The sequence below is a fragment of the Ottowia thiooxydans DSM 14619 genome (assembly GCF_000422885.1).
GTDB classification, from domain to species: Bacteria; Pseudomonadota; Gammaproteobacteria; order Burkholderiales; family Burkholderiaceae_C; genus Ottowia; species Ottowia thiooxydans.
This window is the reverse complement of the sequence record NZ_AUGX01000051.1, coordinates 15,098-29,389: the sequence shown is the minus strand read 5'-3', so window position 1 is coordinate 29,389 and position 14,292 is coordinate 15,098. Positions and strand designations below refer to the sequence as shown.

19 protein-coding genes and 2 pseudogenes are annotated in these 14,292 nt (G+C 61.9%); 14 read left to right on the top strand and 7 right to left on the bottom strand.

Going from position 1 to position 14,292, the window contains the following annotated elements:
- Nucleotides 1-311: 311 nt before the first annotated feature.
- Nucleotides 312-791, bottom strand: coding sequence for a MarR family winged helix-turn-helix transcriptional regulator (locus tag G518_RS36715; RefSeq protein WP_051237351.1), 480 nt, complete (start codon nt 789-791; stop codon nt 312-314).
- A gap of 230 nt (nt 792-1,021) precedes the next feature.
- On the opposite strand from G518_RS36715, the gene G518_RS0124195 reads away from it, so the two are divergent.
- The 4 genes and pseudogenes from G518_RS0124195 to G518_RS41135 all read left to right on the top strand — a co-directional run.
- The gene (locus tag G518_RS0124195) at nt 1,022-2,299 is read left to right on the top strand and encodes a Rieske 2Fe-2S domain-containing protein (protein WP_028604720.1); all 1,278 of its coding nucleotides are present in this window, start codon (nt 1,022-1,024) and stop codon (nt 2,297-2,299) included.
- A gap of 153 nt (nt 2,300-2,452) precedes the next feature.
- Nucleotides 2,453-3,400: a Bug family tripartite tricarboxylate transporter substrate binding protein gene (locus tag G518_RS36710; protein ID WP_211231763.1), complete on the top strand. Its 948-nt coding sequence runs from the start codon at nt 2,453-2,455 to the stop codon at nt 3,398-3,400.
- Between the two features lie 69 nt (nt 3,401-3,469).
- Nucleotides 3,470-4,411, top strand: coding sequence for a PDR/VanB family oxidoreductase (locus G518_RS0124185; RefSeq protein WP_028604719.1), 942 nt, complete (start codon nt 3,470-3,472; stop codon nt 4,409-4,411).
- A 182-nt stretch (nt 4,412-4,593) separates the two neighbouring features.
- Nucleotides 4,594-5,124, top strand: a pseudogene (locus tag G518_RS41135) (tripartite tricarboxylate transporter substrate-binding protein); the annotation flags it as partial.
- Between the two features lie 48 nt (nt 5,125-5,172).
- On the opposite strand, the pseudogene G518_RS40505 reads toward G518_RS41135, so the two are convergent.
- The 5 genes and pseudogenes from G518_RS40505 to merD (G518_RS0124155) form a co-directional block, all read right to left on the bottom strand.
- Nucleotides 5,173-5,967 (bottom strand): annotated as a pseudogene (locus G518_RS40505) (DUF4158 domain-containing protein); the annotation flags it as partial.
- 2 nt (nt 5,968-5,969) lie between these two features.
- A complete protein-coding gene (locus G518_RS0124170) occupies nt 5,970-6,530 on the bottom strand; it encodes a recombinase family protein (RefSeq protein WP_003124096.1) in 561 nt (186 codons plus the stop codon).
- Between the two features lie 130 nt (nt 6,531-6,660).
- Nucleotides 6,661-7,650 carry a DUF3330 domain-containing protein gene (locus G518_RS41125; protein ID WP_003132006.1) on the bottom strand — a complete coding sequence of 330 codons (990 nt, stop codon included), beginning with the start codon at nt 7,648-7,650 and terminating at the stop codon, nt 6,661-6,663.
- Nucleotides 7,647-7,883 (bottom strand): broad-spectrum mercury transporter MerE, encoded by a 237-nt coding sequence (gene merE / locus G518_RS0124160; protein WP_003132004.1) that lies wholly within the window; start codon nt 7,881-7,883, stop codon nt 7,647-7,649. Before merE (G518_RS0124160) ends, G518_RS41125 begins: the two co-directional genes overlap by 4 nt.
- Complete coding sequence (gene merD / locus G518_RS0124155) at nt 7,880-8,245, bottom strand: mercury resistance co-regulator MerD (RefSeq protein WP_000995360.1); 366 nt, start codon at nt 8,243-8,245, stop codon at nt 7,880-7,882. Before merD (G518_RS0124155) ends, merE (G518_RS0124160) begins: the two co-directional genes overlap by 4 nt.
- 244 nt (nt 8,246-8,489) lie before the next feature.
- Here merD (G518_RS0124155) and G518_RS0124150 point away from each other — a divergent pair, with 244 nt between their 5' ends.
- A complete protein-coding gene (locus G518_RS0124150; RefSeq protein WP_028604718.1) occupies nt 8,490-8,708 on the top strand; it encodes a co-regulatory protein PtrA N-terminal domain-containing protein in 219 nt (72 codons plus the stop codon).
- 220 nt (nt 8,709-8,928) lie between these two features.
- Here the strand turns inward: G518_RS0124150 and merR are convergent, their stop codons facing one another.
- On the bottom strand, nt 8,929-9,339 hold the full coding sequence (merR, locus tag G518_RS0124145; RefSeq protein ID WP_028604717.1) for a mercury resistance transcriptional regulator MerR: 411 nt from the start codon (nt 9,337-9,339) through the stop codon (nt 8,929-8,931).
- A gap of 71 nt (nt 9,340-9,410) precedes the next feature.
- Here merR and merT point away from each other — a divergent pair, with 71 nt between their 5' ends.
- The 9 genes from merT to G518_RS0124100 are packed head-to-tail and all read left to right on the top strand — an operon-like array spanning nt 9,411 to nt 14,291.
- On the top strand, nt 9,411-9,761 hold the full coding sequence (gene merT, locus G518_RS0124140; protein WP_028604716.1) for a mercuric ion transporter MerT: 351 nt from the start codon (nt 9,411-9,413) through the stop codon (nt 9,759-9,761).
- Between the two features lie 13 nt (nt 9,762-9,774).
- Entirely contained in the window at nt 9,775-10,053 is a 279-nt protein-coding gene (gene merP / locus G518_RS0124135) for a mercury resistance system periplasmic binding protein MerP (protein ID WP_028604715.1), read from the top strand.
- Between the two features lie 24 nt (nt 10,054-10,077).
- Nucleotides 10,078-10,482, top strand: coding sequence for an organomercurial transporter MerC (gene merC, locus G518_RS0124130; RefSeq protein WP_028604714.1), 405 nt, complete (start codon nt 10,078-10,080; stop codon nt 10,480-10,482).
- A 33-nt stretch (nt 10,483-10,515) separates the two neighbouring features.
- On the top strand, nt 10,516-12,198 hold the full coding sequence (gene merA / locus G518_RS0124125) for a mercury(II) reductase (protein WP_028604713.1): 1,683 nt from the start codon (nt 10,516-10,518) through the stop codon (nt 12,196-12,198).
- Nucleotides 12,199-12,220: 22 nt separating this feature from the next.
- Complete coding sequence (locus tag G518_RS0124120) at nt 12,221-12,637, top strand: hypothetical protein (RefSeq protein ID WP_028604712.1); 417 nt, start codon at nt 12,221-12,223, stop codon at nt 12,635-12,637.
- On the top strand, nt 12,637-12,999 hold the full coding sequence (gene merD, locus G518_RS0124115; RefSeq protein ID WP_028604711.1) for a mercuric resistance transcriptional repressor MerD: 363 nt from the start codon (nt 12,637-12,639) through the stop codon (nt 12,997-12,999). Before G518_RS0124120 ends, merD (G518_RS0124115) begins: the two co-directional genes overlap by 1 nt.
- Nucleotides 12,992-13,231 (top strand): broad-spectrum mercury transporter MerE, encoded by a 240-nt coding sequence (gene merE / locus G518_RS0124110; protein WP_028604710.1) that lies wholly within the window; start codon nt 12,992-12,994, stop codon nt 13,229-13,231. The genes merD (G518_RS0124115) and merE (G518_RS0124110) overlap by 8 nt, the downstream gene beginning before the upstream one ends.
- The gene (locus G518_RS36695) at nt 13,228-14,085 is read left to right on the top strand and encodes a patatin-like phospholipase family protein (RefSeq protein WP_051237348.1); all 858 of its coding nucleotides are present in this window, start codon (nt 13,228-13,230) and stop codon (nt 14,083-14,085) included. Before merE (G518_RS0124110) ends, G518_RS36695 begins: the two co-directional genes overlap by 4 nt.
- On the top strand, nt 14,082-14,291 hold the full coding sequence (locus G518_RS0124100) for a DUF3330 domain-containing protein (RefSeq protein WP_028604709.1): 210 nt from the start codon (nt 14,082-14,084) through the stop codon (nt 14,289-14,291). Before G518_RS36695 ends, G518_RS0124100 begins: the two co-directional genes overlap by 4 nt.
- Nucleotide 14,292: the final 1 nt, after the last annotated feature.

Sequence of the window (14,292 nt, the reverse complement as noted above, 5' to 3'; positions counted from 1 at the left end):
GAAAGTCAATGAAATCAACGGTCTACCCAGACCACCCCCGCGCCAGTGCTAGCTTTGCGTACCGTCACTTATTGCACTGAAAACGAGGAGACCCCAGTTTCGGGAGGCTTTCCTGCCATCGTTGATGAAGGCTCGTGATTCGCTGACGCCTCGGTTGTACAAGGAATAGGAATTGGATCAGTAGTCTGACTCGTTGAGCCAGGCGTGTGGCATCAAACCCTCGCCATCCCTCTCGCACGAAGCATTGTGCAGGTCAGTCTGAACTCTGAACCCTTCTATGGCGTGTCACCGCGCGAAGGGTGGGGGAGCCTTCAAGCTGCTTCTCCGGACGAAGCGTCCGCAGCGCCTAGTCGTGCGGCGTGGTCCCCGAGAACCGACATCACATTGAAGAAAATCTTCGCATCCGCCGCCGAAACTTCGGCAAGCAAGTCTGCCTCCACCTGATTGATCATGGCTTCGACGTGCTGGTGAACCTTTTTGCCGGACGTGGACAGGCTCAAGCTGAGGCGCCTCCTGTCATGCAAGTCCACTGCCTTCTTAACATAGCCCTGTTCGACCAACTTTTCGATTGCGCGGGCAACGAAAAATGCATCTGTGCTAGTCCTCGCAGCTACTTCCTTGGCTGAGATCGGCTCGAATCGACCGATGACCGCCATGACTCGCCAGCCAATCACGGTAAGACCGAATTCATCCTTCCACTTCGGCGCGAGAAAACGCGTGATGCGCGTGGCGATCGAAAGACAACGGTAGGAAATCCTGTTTTCGAGGGGGACACTGCTCGGAGTACGCATCCCTTGATTCTATGAAATGCCCTTGGCTCTGGGGCGGCAAGCCCGATTCGGCTCGCGCGGAGTGCGAGCGGCGCGTGATCGCGCGCGTTGCCCGATGCGCCAAACGCTCCATGACGCGAACCAATAGCGCAGCTCAGCAGCCTCAGAAAAAATCCGGGCTAGGACTGTTGACAGGCATGCGCGACGAGATAATAATAGCGAATCGCAACTAATTTTCAAAGAGGTCAGGCATGTCGAATTCCGAGAGCAATGAGATCTTGACTCGGATTGGTCCAAGCACCGCTATGGGGCAGGTGTTTCGACAGTTTTGGCAGCCTGCGCTGCTTTCCGAGGAATTGCCCGTACCTGACTGCCCCCCAGTTCGTGTGCGGCTGATGGGGGAAAACTTTGTCGCCTTTCGGGACTCCAGCGGCAAAGTGGGATTGCTTGACTCACATTGCCCCCACCGACTTGCAGAGCTCTTCTTCGGCCGCAATGAGGATGGCGGTCTTCGTTGTGTCTATCACGGCTGGAAGTTCAGCGTTACGGGTGAAATCCTGGACATGCCCAGCGAGCCGGAAGGAAGCCCGATGCGCTGCAACCCGAATCTGCGTGCAAAGGCGTATCCCGTGCGGGAAGCGGGCGGCATCATCTGGGCATATATGGGCCCGCAAGAGTCCGTACCGAGTCTGCCCGAGATGGAATTCATGAGCCTTCCTCCAGAGAACGTCTACGTTTCCAAATGCCTGATGAAGTGCAACTATCTGCAGGCGCTTGAAGGCAGTATTGATACAGCCCATCTGACCTTCTTGCACCATTCCATCGCCCCAATGGAGAAGGACGTCTTTGCCGTGGGCAATCTTCAGGAATTTGGGGATGCGGATGGGGCGCCGCGGTTCTTCTGCGAAGACACCGACTTCGGAATGCGAATCTCCGCACGAAGGGAAGGGGGTAACGGCAACTACTACTGGCGCATCACCCAGTGGCTGATGCCCAACTATGTGTTGGTGCCCACGGCGGAAGGACTGGTGTGCAGAGCCAATCTGTTCATCGCCATCGACGACGAAAACTGCTGGTGGTACCGCGTCCGCTATCACGTTGGACGTCCACTTAGCGGCGACGAGCTGACGGAATACAAGACCGGAAGCTTGGACTACGCCAGATTGATCCCGGGCACCTACATTCCGCAGGGGAACCGCGCGAACGATTACCTGATGGATCGGAGTCTGCAGAAGTGTGGCTCGTTCACTGGAATTCCGAGTGCCCAACTTCAGGACCTTGCCGTCCAGGAGAGCCAGGGGCCAATCGCAGACCGGACCAAGGAGCACTTGGGTACCTCGGACACTGCGATCGTGAAATGCCGGCGACGCCTCCTCGAAGTTGCAAGGAAGTTCGTAAATGATGGAACCGTTCCCACGGCGGCGGGGCGTGGCGAACTCTACAAGCATCGCGCCATAGCCATTCTGCTTCCGATGGAAATCACACCTGAACAGGCAGGAAGCCATCCGGCAACAGTGCCCGATGCCTGATCAGGCCGTGGTGCGCGAGCGGAGGGTTACTCCGCTTGCCGTTGCCAAGACTGTTGCCCCGCGACCGGGCGACAGTGCCCCAAGACAGTACGGAAGGAGACAGCTGTGAAACGGTTATTGACGTATGGAGTTCCCTTGAGACTTGTCGTGGTCTTGCTCGCCTCGGCCATCCTGTGCAACGCACACGCCCAGACCAAGGAGGCTTGGCCGTCCAAGCCAGTCCGGTTCGTCGTTCCATTCACCGCGGGCGGTTCCATCGATGTGTTGGCACGCCTGGTGGGAAAACACCTCGAAACCCGTCTGAATCAACCGATTGTCGTGGAGAACCGCACGGGCGCCGGTGGAACGGTTGGTACCGATGTTGTAGCGAGGGCTGCGGCGGATGGGTACACACTACTTTTCACCGCGCAAGGCCCGTTGGTGCTCAACCCCTTCCTGATGAAGCGCCTGCCATACGACGCGACAACATTTGCGCCTGTGACGGTAGTGGTCGAGGCACCGAACGTGCTCGTTGCGAATAAGCAGCTGCCTGTTTCCAACTTTGAGGAACTGCGCAACTTCGCCAAAGCCAATCCCGAAAAGATGACATTTGCAACTCAGGGCATTGGGACGACAGGCCATGTCACGGGCGAATTGATCAATCAGCAGGCTGGCACCGCACTAACGCACGTTGCGTATCAAGGATTTCCGCCAGGGCTCACCGATGTTCTTGCAGGGCGTGTCAGCATGATGATAGGTGACACCATAAATCTTCTGCCGAGAATTGTTTCGGGGCAATTGCGGCCGATCGCCATCGCATCCACCAAACGCAGCGCCGTGCTGCCGAACGTTCCCACTTTCGCCGAAGCTGGCTATCCCGCTATCGTCTCAGGACCCTGGTATGCGGTCGTGGCCCCGGCAGGGACACCGATCGAGATAAGGCGCAAGCTGGCCGACGAGATTCGCAATGTGCTGGGGCTTCGCGAGGTGCAGGACAAGCTCAAAGAGCTTGGTGTCGAAGGCCGCGGCCTCTCGCCAGAGGAATTTGATGTTTATCTAAAGTCAGAATACAAGAGGTGGGGTGGGGTTATTCAGAAAGCAGGGATAACTCTTGACAAGTAGTGCCACTCAACAGTCCGTCACCGAGAACGAACTTGATCCATCTGTAGCGTCACGCCATATTGGGTAACCATGAAAGTCCGCGTACATTCGATAACGTACGGCGCCGACGACGTGCTGATCTACGACATCCGCAGCACTGATGGCGAACAACTGCCGTCATTCGAGGCAGGGGCACATATTGATGTGACCATTCCTGGGGGCATCGTGCGCAGCTATTCACTGGCCAACAATCCGTCGGATCGCCACAGGTACGTTATCGGAGTCAAGCGCGAGGCTCGGGGTGGAGGCGGTTCGGCTTGGATGCACGCTCACGTCCAAGTCGGGACGCTGCTCGACATTGCCGGGCCGCGTAACAGCTTTGCTCTCGAGGAGGATGCTGTCCATAGCGTCTTCATTGCTGGAGGAATTGGAATCACGCCGCTGTGGTGCATGGCTCAAAGGCTCGAGGCTTTGCGCAAGCCCTGGACAATATACTTGCGAGGCCGCAGCCGCAAGACAACGGCGTTCCTTGAATGCCTGTCGTCTCCTCAGTTGGGCGGGCGTGTCCATGTGAGCTTCAGCGAAGATGCTGGGGCTCCGCGCCTGGACATCGCCTCGATCGTCGCAAAGGCACCAGAAGGGGCGCACTTTTACTGCTGCGGACCGGAATCAATGTTGGAGTGCGTCGAGAGCGCCTGTGTGCGCCTCCCGAAGGAGCGCCTGCATCTGGAGCGCTTCAAGGCAAAGGAAATGCAGTCGCGCGATGGAGGATACCTCGTCCGACTCGCTCGCAGCGATCAGACGATCCGGATCCAGAAGGGGCGCACGATCCTCGAAACGCTGCAGCAACGGGGCATCTCGGTGCCGTCTTCCTGTCAGCAGGGGGTATGTGGCGCATGTGAGACTCCGGTTCTCGCGGGCCGTCCAGACCACCGGGATTGCGTCCTCTCCGAGGAGGATAGAACACACGGTAAGAGCATTTTGATCTGCTGTTCGGGCTCACTGACCGAGGAGTTGGTGCTCGATCTTTAGATGCTCCCGCCGACTCGTGGACCGGGCGTTGCGCGCCCCATACCCACACGGCACGGCCAGACGGTGGGCCGTCCTTGGCCTGCAAGTTTTGATCGCGGTTGGCCGTAGGTGCTCTCGGTGCCGCTGCTTAGCATACGGAGCATCAGGCGCGTTCCGCGCTGCAACGCCCAGGAGACAACCCCATGCTTCCCAGGAGACCCATCCTCGCGCTCGCCCTCGCTCTGCTCGCAGGCACGATGCCGGCCTTCGCCAACGCCTTCCCGACACAGCCCGTGCGCTTCATCGTGCCGTTCCCGCCCGGCGGTTCTGCCGACGCGCTCACGCGCATGCTCGCCCAGCGGATGCAGGCCGCGTGGAACCAGACGGTGGTTGTCGAGAACAAACCCGGCGGCGGCACGGTGATTGGCACCGACCTCGTCGCGAAGGCGGCACCCGACGGGCATACGATCGCGCTCGTGATCCCGTCGCTCGCGGTGAACCCGAGCATCATGCCGCAACTGCCTTATGACACGGTGAAGGACCTTGCCGGCGTGACGCTGATCAGCACGCTGCCGATCGCGCTCTATGCCACGCCCAGCCTTCCCGTGAATAACGTTGCGGAACTCATCGCCTATGCGAAGAAGAACCCGAAGACGCTGAGCTACGGCTCGGCGGGGCTCGGTTCGACGTCGCACCTCGCCGGCCTGATGCTCAACCAGGTGGCCGGCGTGGACCTGGTTCACGTGCCCTACAAGGGCAGCGCGCCCGCGCAGCAGGACCTGATCGGCGGGCGTCATCTGGCCACCCTCACGGGCGATCTTGAGCAGGCGGTTCTGGTGCACCGACCGCTCGATGCCAGAAGGCAGGTCGAGCGCCTGCCACGCTTTGAGGCGTTCGATGTGTTCCAGCATGTGCCGCGAATTCGGTTTGACGGGCGATTGGCGCAGCCAGGCCAGCCAGGTCGTTTTGCCGTTGTCCCGACGCTTGAGCAGATCGTCGAGGCGGCGGCGATGCGCGTCCGACAGCGGTTCGGCCAAGGCATCGTAGATGCGCCGGTTGGCGCGGGTGATTGCTTCGGCGCTCGCCCGCTCGACGGCGTTGAGGGCAGGCAGAATGACCGACTGCTGCCGCAGGTGCTCGATCAAGGTGCTGGCCAGCACGATGCCCTTGTCGGTCTGCAAGGCCATCTCGGTCAGCAACTGGACGGCCTGCCGGTAGTGGCCCATGGTAAAGGGCTGGAAGCCGAACACCGTTTGCAGTTCGACCAGGTGCTCGCGCCGGGTCTGCTCCCGCTGCCCGTATTCGTCCCAGCTTTCGACGCTGACCTTGAGCTGGTCGGCGACCAGTTTCAACAAGGGCGGAAACGGCGGCTCATCGACGCCCAGGATGACACCAGGAAAGCGCAGGTAACAGAGCTGCACGGCGAAGCCCAGCCGGTTGGCCGGGCCGCGCCGCTGCCGGATGATGGAGAGGTCGGTTTCGCTGAACGTGTAGTGACGGATCAACTCATCCTTGGTGTCCGGCAACGCCAGCAGGCTTTCGCGCTCGGCGGCGGACAGGATTGAACGACGTGGCATATTTACTGATCCGTTCTCAAGTATTGATACAGGGTTTCGCGACTGATTCCGAATTCACGAGCCAGCTTGGTCTTTTGCTCGCCAGCCTCGACACGTTGGCGCAGTTCGGCAATACGCTCAGACGACAGGGATTTCTTCCTGCCACGGTAGGCCCCGCGCTGCTTGGCGAGCGCGATGCCCTCGCGCTGCCGCTCGCGGATCAAGGCGCGTTCGAACTCGGCGAACGCGCCCATTACCGACAGCATCAGGTTCGCCATCGGCGAGTCCTCGCCGGTGAAGGTCAAATGCTCCTTAAGGAACTCGATGCGTACGCCGCGCTGGGTGAGGCCCTGCACCAGGCGGCGCAGGTCGTCGAGGTTGCGCGCCAGACGATCCATGCTGTGCACCACGACCGTGTCGCCTTCGCGCACGAAGGCGAGCAGCCGTTCCAGTTCGGGCCGCCGTGTGTCCTTGCCCGACGCCTTGTCGGTGAACACTTTATCCACCTGGATCTGTTCGAGCTGCCGTTCTGGGTTCTGGTCGAAGCTGCTGACGCGGACGTAACCGATGCGCTGACCGTGCAAGGTATCCTCCTGAGGGAAATGTGTCAGGAAGAAATCTATGACCCTTGACGGCGCATGTCAATCAATTCGGAAGGCAACTCTATTCTGACGATTTAGCGCCGGATGGTCTGACGCCAAGTTAGGGTATGCCTCAATCTGACGGTAGCGAGTCGCAGGCGTTCGGATCGGCATCGGTTTCGTTCCCTGTCTTGGCACGCGCTTCGAAGCGTTGATAACACTCCAACCCGCAGAAGTGCTCGACGTATTCCGCGCCTTCCGGGGTGAAGGCGGCATCGAGCGGGATTTCCTTGCAGCACACGCAGCAACTGGTGGTGGTCGAGTCACTTGCATTCATGGTGGCACCCCTCCATTGACTGACGAAGACGGCGAATGCCGCCGCCGGCATTGGCTTCGCGAACAGGAAGCCTTGTCCTGTGTCGCAGTCCGCTTGTCGCAATAGATCAAGACTCGCCGATGTTTCCACGCCTTCAGCCACCACATCCATGCCCAGCCCGTGCGCAAGCTGAATCACGGTGTGCACGATGGTTTGGTCGCGGCGGTCGTTGGCGAGCCCGGCGACAAACGATTGGTCGATCTTGAGCGTGCTGATTGGGCAGCACTTCAGATGTTGCAGACAGGAATACCCCGTCCCGAAGTCATCGGCGGCGAAGCGCACACCGATCTGCCGCAAGGCGTCCAGGGCGGGGAAGATCGCCGGATCACCAAACGCGACCGATTCGGTCAGCTCGATTTCGAGATACTCGGCGGGCAACTCGGCATCAGCCAGCACGCCCTTTACCCACCCGTCGAAGTCCGGTCCCACTTGGCTCGCCGAAACATTGACGGCCAGCCGGAACGGTCGCCATGCCAGCATTCGCCAGTCACGCATCTGGCGGCAGGCTTCGCCCAGCACCCAAGCGCCGATTTCAGGCATCAGGCCGGACGATTCGACCACGGGCAGGAACTGGCCCGGTGGCAATAGTCCAAGCGTCGGATGACGCCAGCGCAACAGGGCTTCCGCGCCGACAATCCCACCACTGCGCAGATCGACGACGGGCTGGTAGTGCAGTTCAAGCTGCCCGCGCTCGACCGCTTGGGCCAGTTCCGGCGTCGTCCATCCATCCGGCCGGAAAGCGCTCATTCTCTTTCCCTGAATGCCCGCAACGCCCGCGACAGGGACAGAAGGAACAGGCCGGTCAAACCGAGCGCCGCGATGACCCAATGCTCGCCGAGGAAAGCACCGGCGGTTGTGCCGGCCAGCACGACAGCGAGGATGGGCAGGTGGCAGGGGCAAGTCAGCACAGCCAGTCCGCCCCACAGGTAGCCGGTGATCGGTTTGTGCGTCTCGGACGGCAAGCGCTCGGGGTTGTTCATGGCAGACTCTCCGCGTGCTGTGCCGGCTCGGTCGGCAGGGTGGCCAACTGCACTTCCAGATCGGCCAACGCTTCGCGCCGACGCTCGACGAACTGACGCAGCAGGGCAAGCTGCGCGGCCGCTTCGTCGCCGTCCGCCGCATCCAGCGCCCGGCACAGCCGCGCCAGCGCGTCGAGGCCGATGCCCGCCTCGAAGGCCGCCCGCACGAAGCACAGCCGTTGCAAGGCGGCGTCATCGAACAAGCCGTAGCCGCCTGGTGTGCACGCCACCGGGCGCAGCAATCCGCGCAGCAGGTAGTCGCGCACGATATGCACGCTCACCCCGGCATCAAGAGCCAGCCGGGACACCGTGTAGGCGTTCATTGAACACCTCCTTTTTCTCACCCGGCGCAGCAGGAAAGGGGGGTTGGGGAGCAATGGAACCAAAAACCAACGTAAGCCCTGAATCTGCCGTTTGGGGAGCAACGGAACAGAAAGTGCACTTAAGCTTTGTCAGCTCCTCCGCACGATAACGTAGGGATTTCGCAGCGCCATTCCCTCCTTGACTCCGTACTTAACTACGGAAGTAGAGTGGCGTCGTGGGTCAAACACGAGAGGAGATGCCGTTATGAAATACCTAAGACTGCTGCTGGTAGTGGGGGCGACTCTGCTGTCATCCACCGTATGGGCCGAAGGTGGGAGTGATCGAGCGCTTGATCGAGCCACGGCTATGCGTGATAAGGCTGAAGCGGCCTTGATGGCGGATACCCTCAAGAAGATTGAGCAGATGGGCGCCACGGCGGCTGGCCGGGTCGAAGAACAGCCCGCCTGTCCGCCGGCACGGTAGAACACGAGCTGCTGATGCACGAGCGGCGCGGCCGGATGCCGCGTGAGTCTGCCGTGGTGAGGCGCGAGTGCCAATAGCAGTATCAACCTGTGGCCTTTGCAAGTGCTCCTTTGGCCAGTCAGCGGCGCTCTTTGAGCGCCGCTCTTTTCCCGTTCAAACCGACAAACAGGGCGTCCGACGACGCCGGAAAATCGTAGGTCAACGCGCGAAGTTGGCGCGGTCATTTGTTCCCATGCAGCGAAACGATCAGCGGACAGCTAACCGTACCGTGGCTCGCGCAACAGTCATCAACCAGCTGCGCCAAGGCCGACTCGATCCGCCGCAGATCCGCGAGTTTCCCCCGCACGTCTTCGAGCTTCTGCTCGGCGAGCACACGCGCGTCATCGCAGTGCGCACCGTCATCCAGCCGCAACAGTCCGGCCACTTCATCGAGGCTGAAGCCCAGCCGTTGCGCGGACTTCACGAATTTCACCCGTGCGATATCTACCTCGCCGTAGCGGCGAATGCTGCCGTAGGGCTTGTCCGGTTCGGGCAGCAACCCTTTGCGTTGATAGAACCGAATGGTTTCCACGTTGACCCCGGCTGCCTTGGCAAAGGCGCCGATGGTCAGGCTTTCCACAGTGTTGTGCATGCCGCTTGACTCCGTACATGACTACGGAAATAACCTTAACCCATCGATCAAATACTCGAAAGGATGAACGTATGTCTGAATCGCAAAAGGGGCGCGGTGCACTCCTTACTGGAGGTCTGGCGGCGATTCTCGCCTCGACCTGCTGCCTGGGTCCGCTGCTGCTGATCGCCTTGGGCTTCAGCGGCGCCTGGATTGGCAACCTCACCGTTCTGGAACCTTACCGCCCGCTCTTTATCGGCGCAGCGCTGGTTGCACTGTTCTTCGCCTACCGGCGCATTTTCCGCCCGACTCAAGTCTGCATACCGGGCGAGGCCTGCGCCATCCCCCAGGTAAGCACCACTTACAAGCTGCTCTTCTGGGTGGTGACGGCATTGGTGCTGGTCGCGCTCGGCTTCCCCTACATCCTTCCCTTGTTCTACTGATCAGGAGTTCGCCATGAAAAAACTGCTCGCATCCTTCGTCCTCGCCACACTCTTCGTCGCACCTGTCTGGGCGGCCACGCAGACCGTCACCCTGTCGGTGCCCGGCATGACCTGCGCCGCCTGCCCGATCACGGTCAAGAAAGCGCTTTCCAAGGTCGAGGGCGTGACCAAGGCCGAAGTGAGTTTCGAGAAGCGCGAAGCCATCGTGACCTTCGACGATGCCAAGACCAACGCCCAGGCTCTGACCAAGGCAACCGAGGACGCCGGTTATCCGTCCAGCGTCAAACAATAGGCGGGCATTCCATTGGCAAATTCTTTGAATCTGTTCACGCGGATCGGTGACAAAGCCGGTTCCGTCGGCGTGCTGGTTTCCGCCATAGGTTGCGCCACGTGTTTTCCCGCCCTTGCCAGCCTGGGTGCCGCGATCGGTCTTGGTTTTTTGAGCCAGTGGGAAGGCCTGTTCATCACCACGCTGCTGCCCCTGTTTGCCGGCCTGGCGCTGCTCGTCAATGCCCTCGGCTGGCTCAATCATCGGCAGTGGCGACGGACTGCGCTCGGCCTGATCGGCCCTGTCCTGGTGCTGGCCGCGGCGTTTCTGATGCGGGGCTGGCTGCTCTATATCGGCCTGGCCCTCATGTTTGGGGTGTCGATATGGGATCTGGTGTCGCCCGCCAACCGCCGTTGCGCGCCGGATGCCTGTCCGCCCTCGCCAAACCAGTGAAACCGACAAATGACCGATCTGATGAGTAACGATATGACCGAACTGAAAATTATTGGCATGACCTGCGCCTCCTGTGCCGACCATGTAAGAGATGCCCTGGAGAAGATTCCCGGCGTGCACCGGGCGGAAGTCTCCTACGCCGGCGGGAAGGCCGAACTGACGGCCGACGAGGGCGTAAGCCGTGAACAGCTGCAGACCGCCGTCGAGGCCCTGGGGTATCGCGCGGCATTCGCAGAAACCACGCTACAACCCCGCCCCGGCCTGCTCGACCAGGCGCTGGGCTGGTTGCGCAGCGGCACTGAAGCCGGCAAAGACGACGGCGCGTTACACATTGCAGTGATCGGCAGCGGCGGCGCGGCGATGGCGGCCGCGCTCAAGGCGGTGGAAGGCGGTGCCCGCGTCACCCTGATCGAGCGCGGCATCATTGGCGGCACCTGCGTCAACGTCGGCTGCGTGCCCTCGAAGATCATGATTCGCGCTGCCCATGTGGCCCATCTACGCCGCGAGAGTCCGTTCGATGGCGGGCTGCCCGCCACGCCGCCGACCGTCCTGCGCGAACGGCTGCTCGCGCAACAGCAAGGGCGCGTGGACGAACTGCGCCACGCCAAGTACGAAGGCATTCTGGAAAGCACCCCTGCCATCAGCGTGCTGCGTGGCTCCGCCCGCTTCCAGGACGGCCACAGGCTCAGTGTGGCGCTGGTCGAAGGCGGCGAGCGCGAAGTCGCGTTCGACCGCTGCCTGATTGCCACCGGCGCCAGTGCGGCCGTGCCGCCGATTCCAGGGTTGAAGGACACACCTTACTGGATCTCGGACGAGGCGCTGGCCAGCGGCAGTATTCCGCCACGACTCGCCGTGATCGGCTCCTCCGTGGTGGCGGTGGAACTGGCGCAAGCCTTCGCTCGGCTGGGCAGCCGTGTCTCCATCCTGGCTCGCAGTTCGCTGTTCTTCCGCGAAGACCCGGCCATTGGCGAGGCGCTGACGGCGGCCTTCCGCCTGGAGGGCATCGAAGTGCTGGAACAGACGCAAGCCAGCCAGGTGGCCCACGCCAACGGCGAGTTCGTGCTGACCACCAACCATGGCGAAGTGCGGGCCGACCAACTGCTCGTTGCCACCGGACGCATGCCCAACACTCGAGGCCTGAACCTGGAAGCGGCAGGCGTGCAGCTGGATGAACACGGTGCCATCCAGATCGACTCCGGCATGCGCAGCAGCGCCCCCGATATTTATGCGGCCGGCGATTGCACCGACCAGCCGCAGTTCGTCTATGTGGCTGCGGCTGCCGGCACCCGCGCGGCGATCAACATGACCGGCGGCGAGGCGACGCTCAATCTCGACGCCATGCCGGCCGTGGTGTTCACCGATCCGCAGGTGGCCACCGTCGGTTACAGCGAAGCGGAAGCGCACCACGCCGGCCTCGAAACCGACAGCCGCACGCTGAGCCTGGACAACGTGCCGCGCGCGCTGGCCAACTTCGACACGCGAGGTTTCATCAAGCTGGTCGCCGAAGCGGGTTCCGGCCGGCTGCTGGGCGTGCAGGCGGTGACCCCGGAAGCGGGCGAGCTGATCCAGACCGCCGCCCTCGCCATCCGCGCCCGGATGACGGTGCAGGAACTGGCCGACCAATTGTTCCCCTACCTGACCATGGTCGAGGGCCTGAAGCTCGCGGCGCAAACCTTCACCAAGGACGTGAAGCAATTGTCCTGCTGCGCCGGGTAATGGCAAAGAGCGAGGTGGAAGCATGAACCACACGGCAAGCGAACTCAGTAGGTGCGACAGCTTACGCCAGACCTGGCAGGTGATCAGCTTCTGGGGACTGCCTGCCGTCGTGGCGACGCTAACGATTGTTCTGGCGGATCGACACCCCGCGTTGTTGCTGGCAGCGAGCGCCGCGCTGGCCGTGATGGGCGGCGCCTGCCTGGTCAACGCCGCGCGCTGTCGCCGACTGCACTGCTACCTCACGGCGCCGTACTTCCTGGTGCTCGCGTTGGGTGCGCTGCTGGCTTATGGCTTTGACCTGCATGGCGAGCAGTTTTCCAGGCTGTGGCTGCTGCTGGCCCTGGCGGCGACACCTTTGCTCATCTGGCTGCCTGAGCGCCTGGCCGGCCGGAAATACCTCGGCGCCCCAGGGGGCGAAGAAGGCCGGGAGTGTCGGTGATGAATGCCTACACGATCTCCAGGCTGGCCGAGGACGCGGGCGTTAGCGTGCATGTGGTGCGCGACTATGTGCTGCGCGGTTTGCTGCAGCCCGCGCGGCGCACGGACAGTGGTTACGGCATTTTCGACGAGCGGTCCCTGGCGCGGCTGTGCTTCGTGCGGGCCGCCTTCGAATCCGGTATCGGGCTCGATGACTTGGCGCGGCTCTGCCGGGCGCTCGATGCGGACGATGGCTCCGACGTGATCGGCTGTGTCGAGCGCCTGCTCCGGCTAGTCGCGGTCCGGCAGGCGGCGTTAGCCGCAGTGGAAACGCAGTTGACCGGGCTGACCCACTGTGTCGACGAAGGTCATGCCCATGCATAACGCCGCCCCCGCCGAATCGACCAAGGTCTCCCGCGGGCGCGCTTACGCCTGGGGCGTGCTCGCCGCGCTCACCTGCCCCTGCCATTTGCCGCTGCTGGTCATTGTGTTGGCTGGCACGACCGCCGGCGCCTTCCTCAGCGCGCATTGGGGCGTCGTCGCGGTGGCGCTGGTCGCCGTGTTCAGTTTTTCTGTCGCGTTGGCCTGGCGTGCTGCACATACGGCCGGCTCATGAACGTCGAGGCTTCTACGGCGCGCACCGCACTGGTCTTGTGCGGGGGTGGCGCACGAGGCGCGATGCAGGTTGGCTTCTATCGAGCGATCGTCGAACTGGGATTGTCGTTCGATCTGGTAGTAGGAAGTTCGGTGGGGGCCTTGAACGGCACCCTGATCGCAGCCGGCATGCCGCCGGCTGAGCTGGCGCAGCTATGGCGAGGCCTGCGAAAACCTGATGTGGTCGCCTGGAACTGGCGGGGATTGCTGGGCGAAACAGGCGGTTTCTATACATTCGCCCCGCTACGACGCCTTCTCCATGAAGTGCTGCCTATCAGGCGCTTCGAGGCACTCAAGCATCCGCTGGTCATCACGACCACCAATCTGCAGACCGGTCAACCCTGCTATCACGAGCGGCACGGTGACCTGATCGAACCGGTGATTGCCAGCATGAGCTTGCCCGGTGCTTTCCCGCCGGTCTGGATCGCGGGCAATCAGCATGTGGACGGCGGTGTAGTCGATAACGTGCCGTTCGCTAAGGCACTGAATCGCGGTGTGCGAGAGCTGCTGATGATCTCTTGCACCTGTTGCCCACGGGATTCGACCGCGCTGGCCTCACCGCTGAAGATACTGCTGCGCAGCTTCATGATCGCCCTGGACGCCAAGTACCTGTGCAGCGTGCAACAGCACAGGTCGCGGGGCATCCGCATACAGCTTGTACGCCCGCATTTTTCGCAATCGGTCGGCTTGCTCGACTTCGATCAAACCGACGCGCTGATCGAAGTGGGATACAGGGAAACACTTGCCACATTCCGCGCCCTGCGCTCGAACCGCATGCCCCCTGCATCGCCACGTCCTGAAGGAGTACCGTCATGAGCGTTAACGACCCGTCCACCAGTTGCACCTCTTGCTGCGAATGCTGCCAGGAGATCCCACTCGACGCCGCCCTGACTGTGGAAGGTAGCGAGTACGTCCTGCACTTCTGCGGGCTGGAGTGCTATGAACGTTTCCAGGCTCGTGCTGCGGCCAGGGCTGCATCCGACACCGAGGCTGCCGACAACAGCTCTGGTTCGTCCGATTAAA

Bases quoted from the DNA above. Each gene is read 5' to 3' on its own strand.
- G518_RS0124120 (WP_028604712.1), top strand. From the start codon at position 12,221: ATGAACCACACGGCAAGCGAACTCAGTAGGTGCGACAGCTTACGCCAG.
- G518_RS0124150 (WP_028604718.1), top strand. From the start codon at position 8,490: ATGAAATACCTAAGACTGCTGCTGGTAGTGGGGGCGACTCTGCTGTCA.
- merP (WP_028604715.1), top strand. From the start codon at position 9,775: ATGAAAAAACTGCTCGCATCCTTCGTCCTCGCCACACTCTTCGTCGCA.
- G518_RS36715 (WP_051237351.1), bottom strand. From the start codon at position 791: ATGCGTACTCCGAGCAGTGTCCCCCTCGAAAACAGGATTTCCTACCGT.
- merA (WP_028604713.1), top strand. From the start codon at position 10,516: ATGACCGAACTGAAAATTATTGGCATGACCTGCGCCTCCTGTGCCGAC.
- merD (WP_028604711.1), top strand. From the start codon at position 12,637: ATGAATGCCTACACGATCTCCAGGCTGGCCGAGGACGCGGGCGTTAGC.
- G518_RS0124100 (WP_028604709.1), top strand. From the start codon at position 14,082: ATGAGCGTTAACGACCCGTCCACCAGTTGCACCTCTTGCTGCGAATGC.
- G518_RS41125 (WP_003132006.1), bottom strand. From the start codon at position 7,650: ATGAGCGCTTTCCGGCCGGATGGATGGACGACGCCGGAACTGGCCCAA.
- G518_RS36695 (WP_051237348.1), top strand. From the start codon at position 13,228: ATGAACGTCGAGGCTTCTACGGCGCGCACCGCACTGGTCTTGTGCGGG.
- merT (WP_028604716.1), top strand. From the start codon at position 9,411: ATGTCTGAATCGCAAAAGGGGCGCGGTGCACTCCTTACTGGAGGTCTG.
- merE (WP_003132004.1), bottom strand. From the start codon at position 7,883: ATGAACAACCCCGAGCGCTTGCCGTCCGAGACGCACAAACCGATCACC.
- merR (WP_028604717.1), bottom strand. From the start codon at position 9,339: ATGCACAACACTGTGGAAAGCCTGACCATCGGCGCCTTTGCCAAGGCA.
- G518_RS0124185 (WP_028604719.1), top strand. From the start codon at position 3,470: ATGAAAGTCCGCGTACATTCGATAACGTACGGCGCCGACGACGTGCTG.
- G518_RS0124195 (WP_028604720.1), top strand. From the start codon at position 1,022: ATGTCGAATTCCGAGAGCAATGAGATCTTGACTCGGATTGGTCCAAGC.
- merD (WP_000995360.1), bottom strand. From the start codon at position 8,245: ATGAACGCCTACACGGTGTCCCGGCTGGCTCTTGATGCCGGGGTGAGC.
- merE (WP_028604710.1), top strand. From the start codon at position 12,992: ATGCATAACGCCGCCCCCGCCGAATCGACCAAGGTCTCCCGCGGGCGC.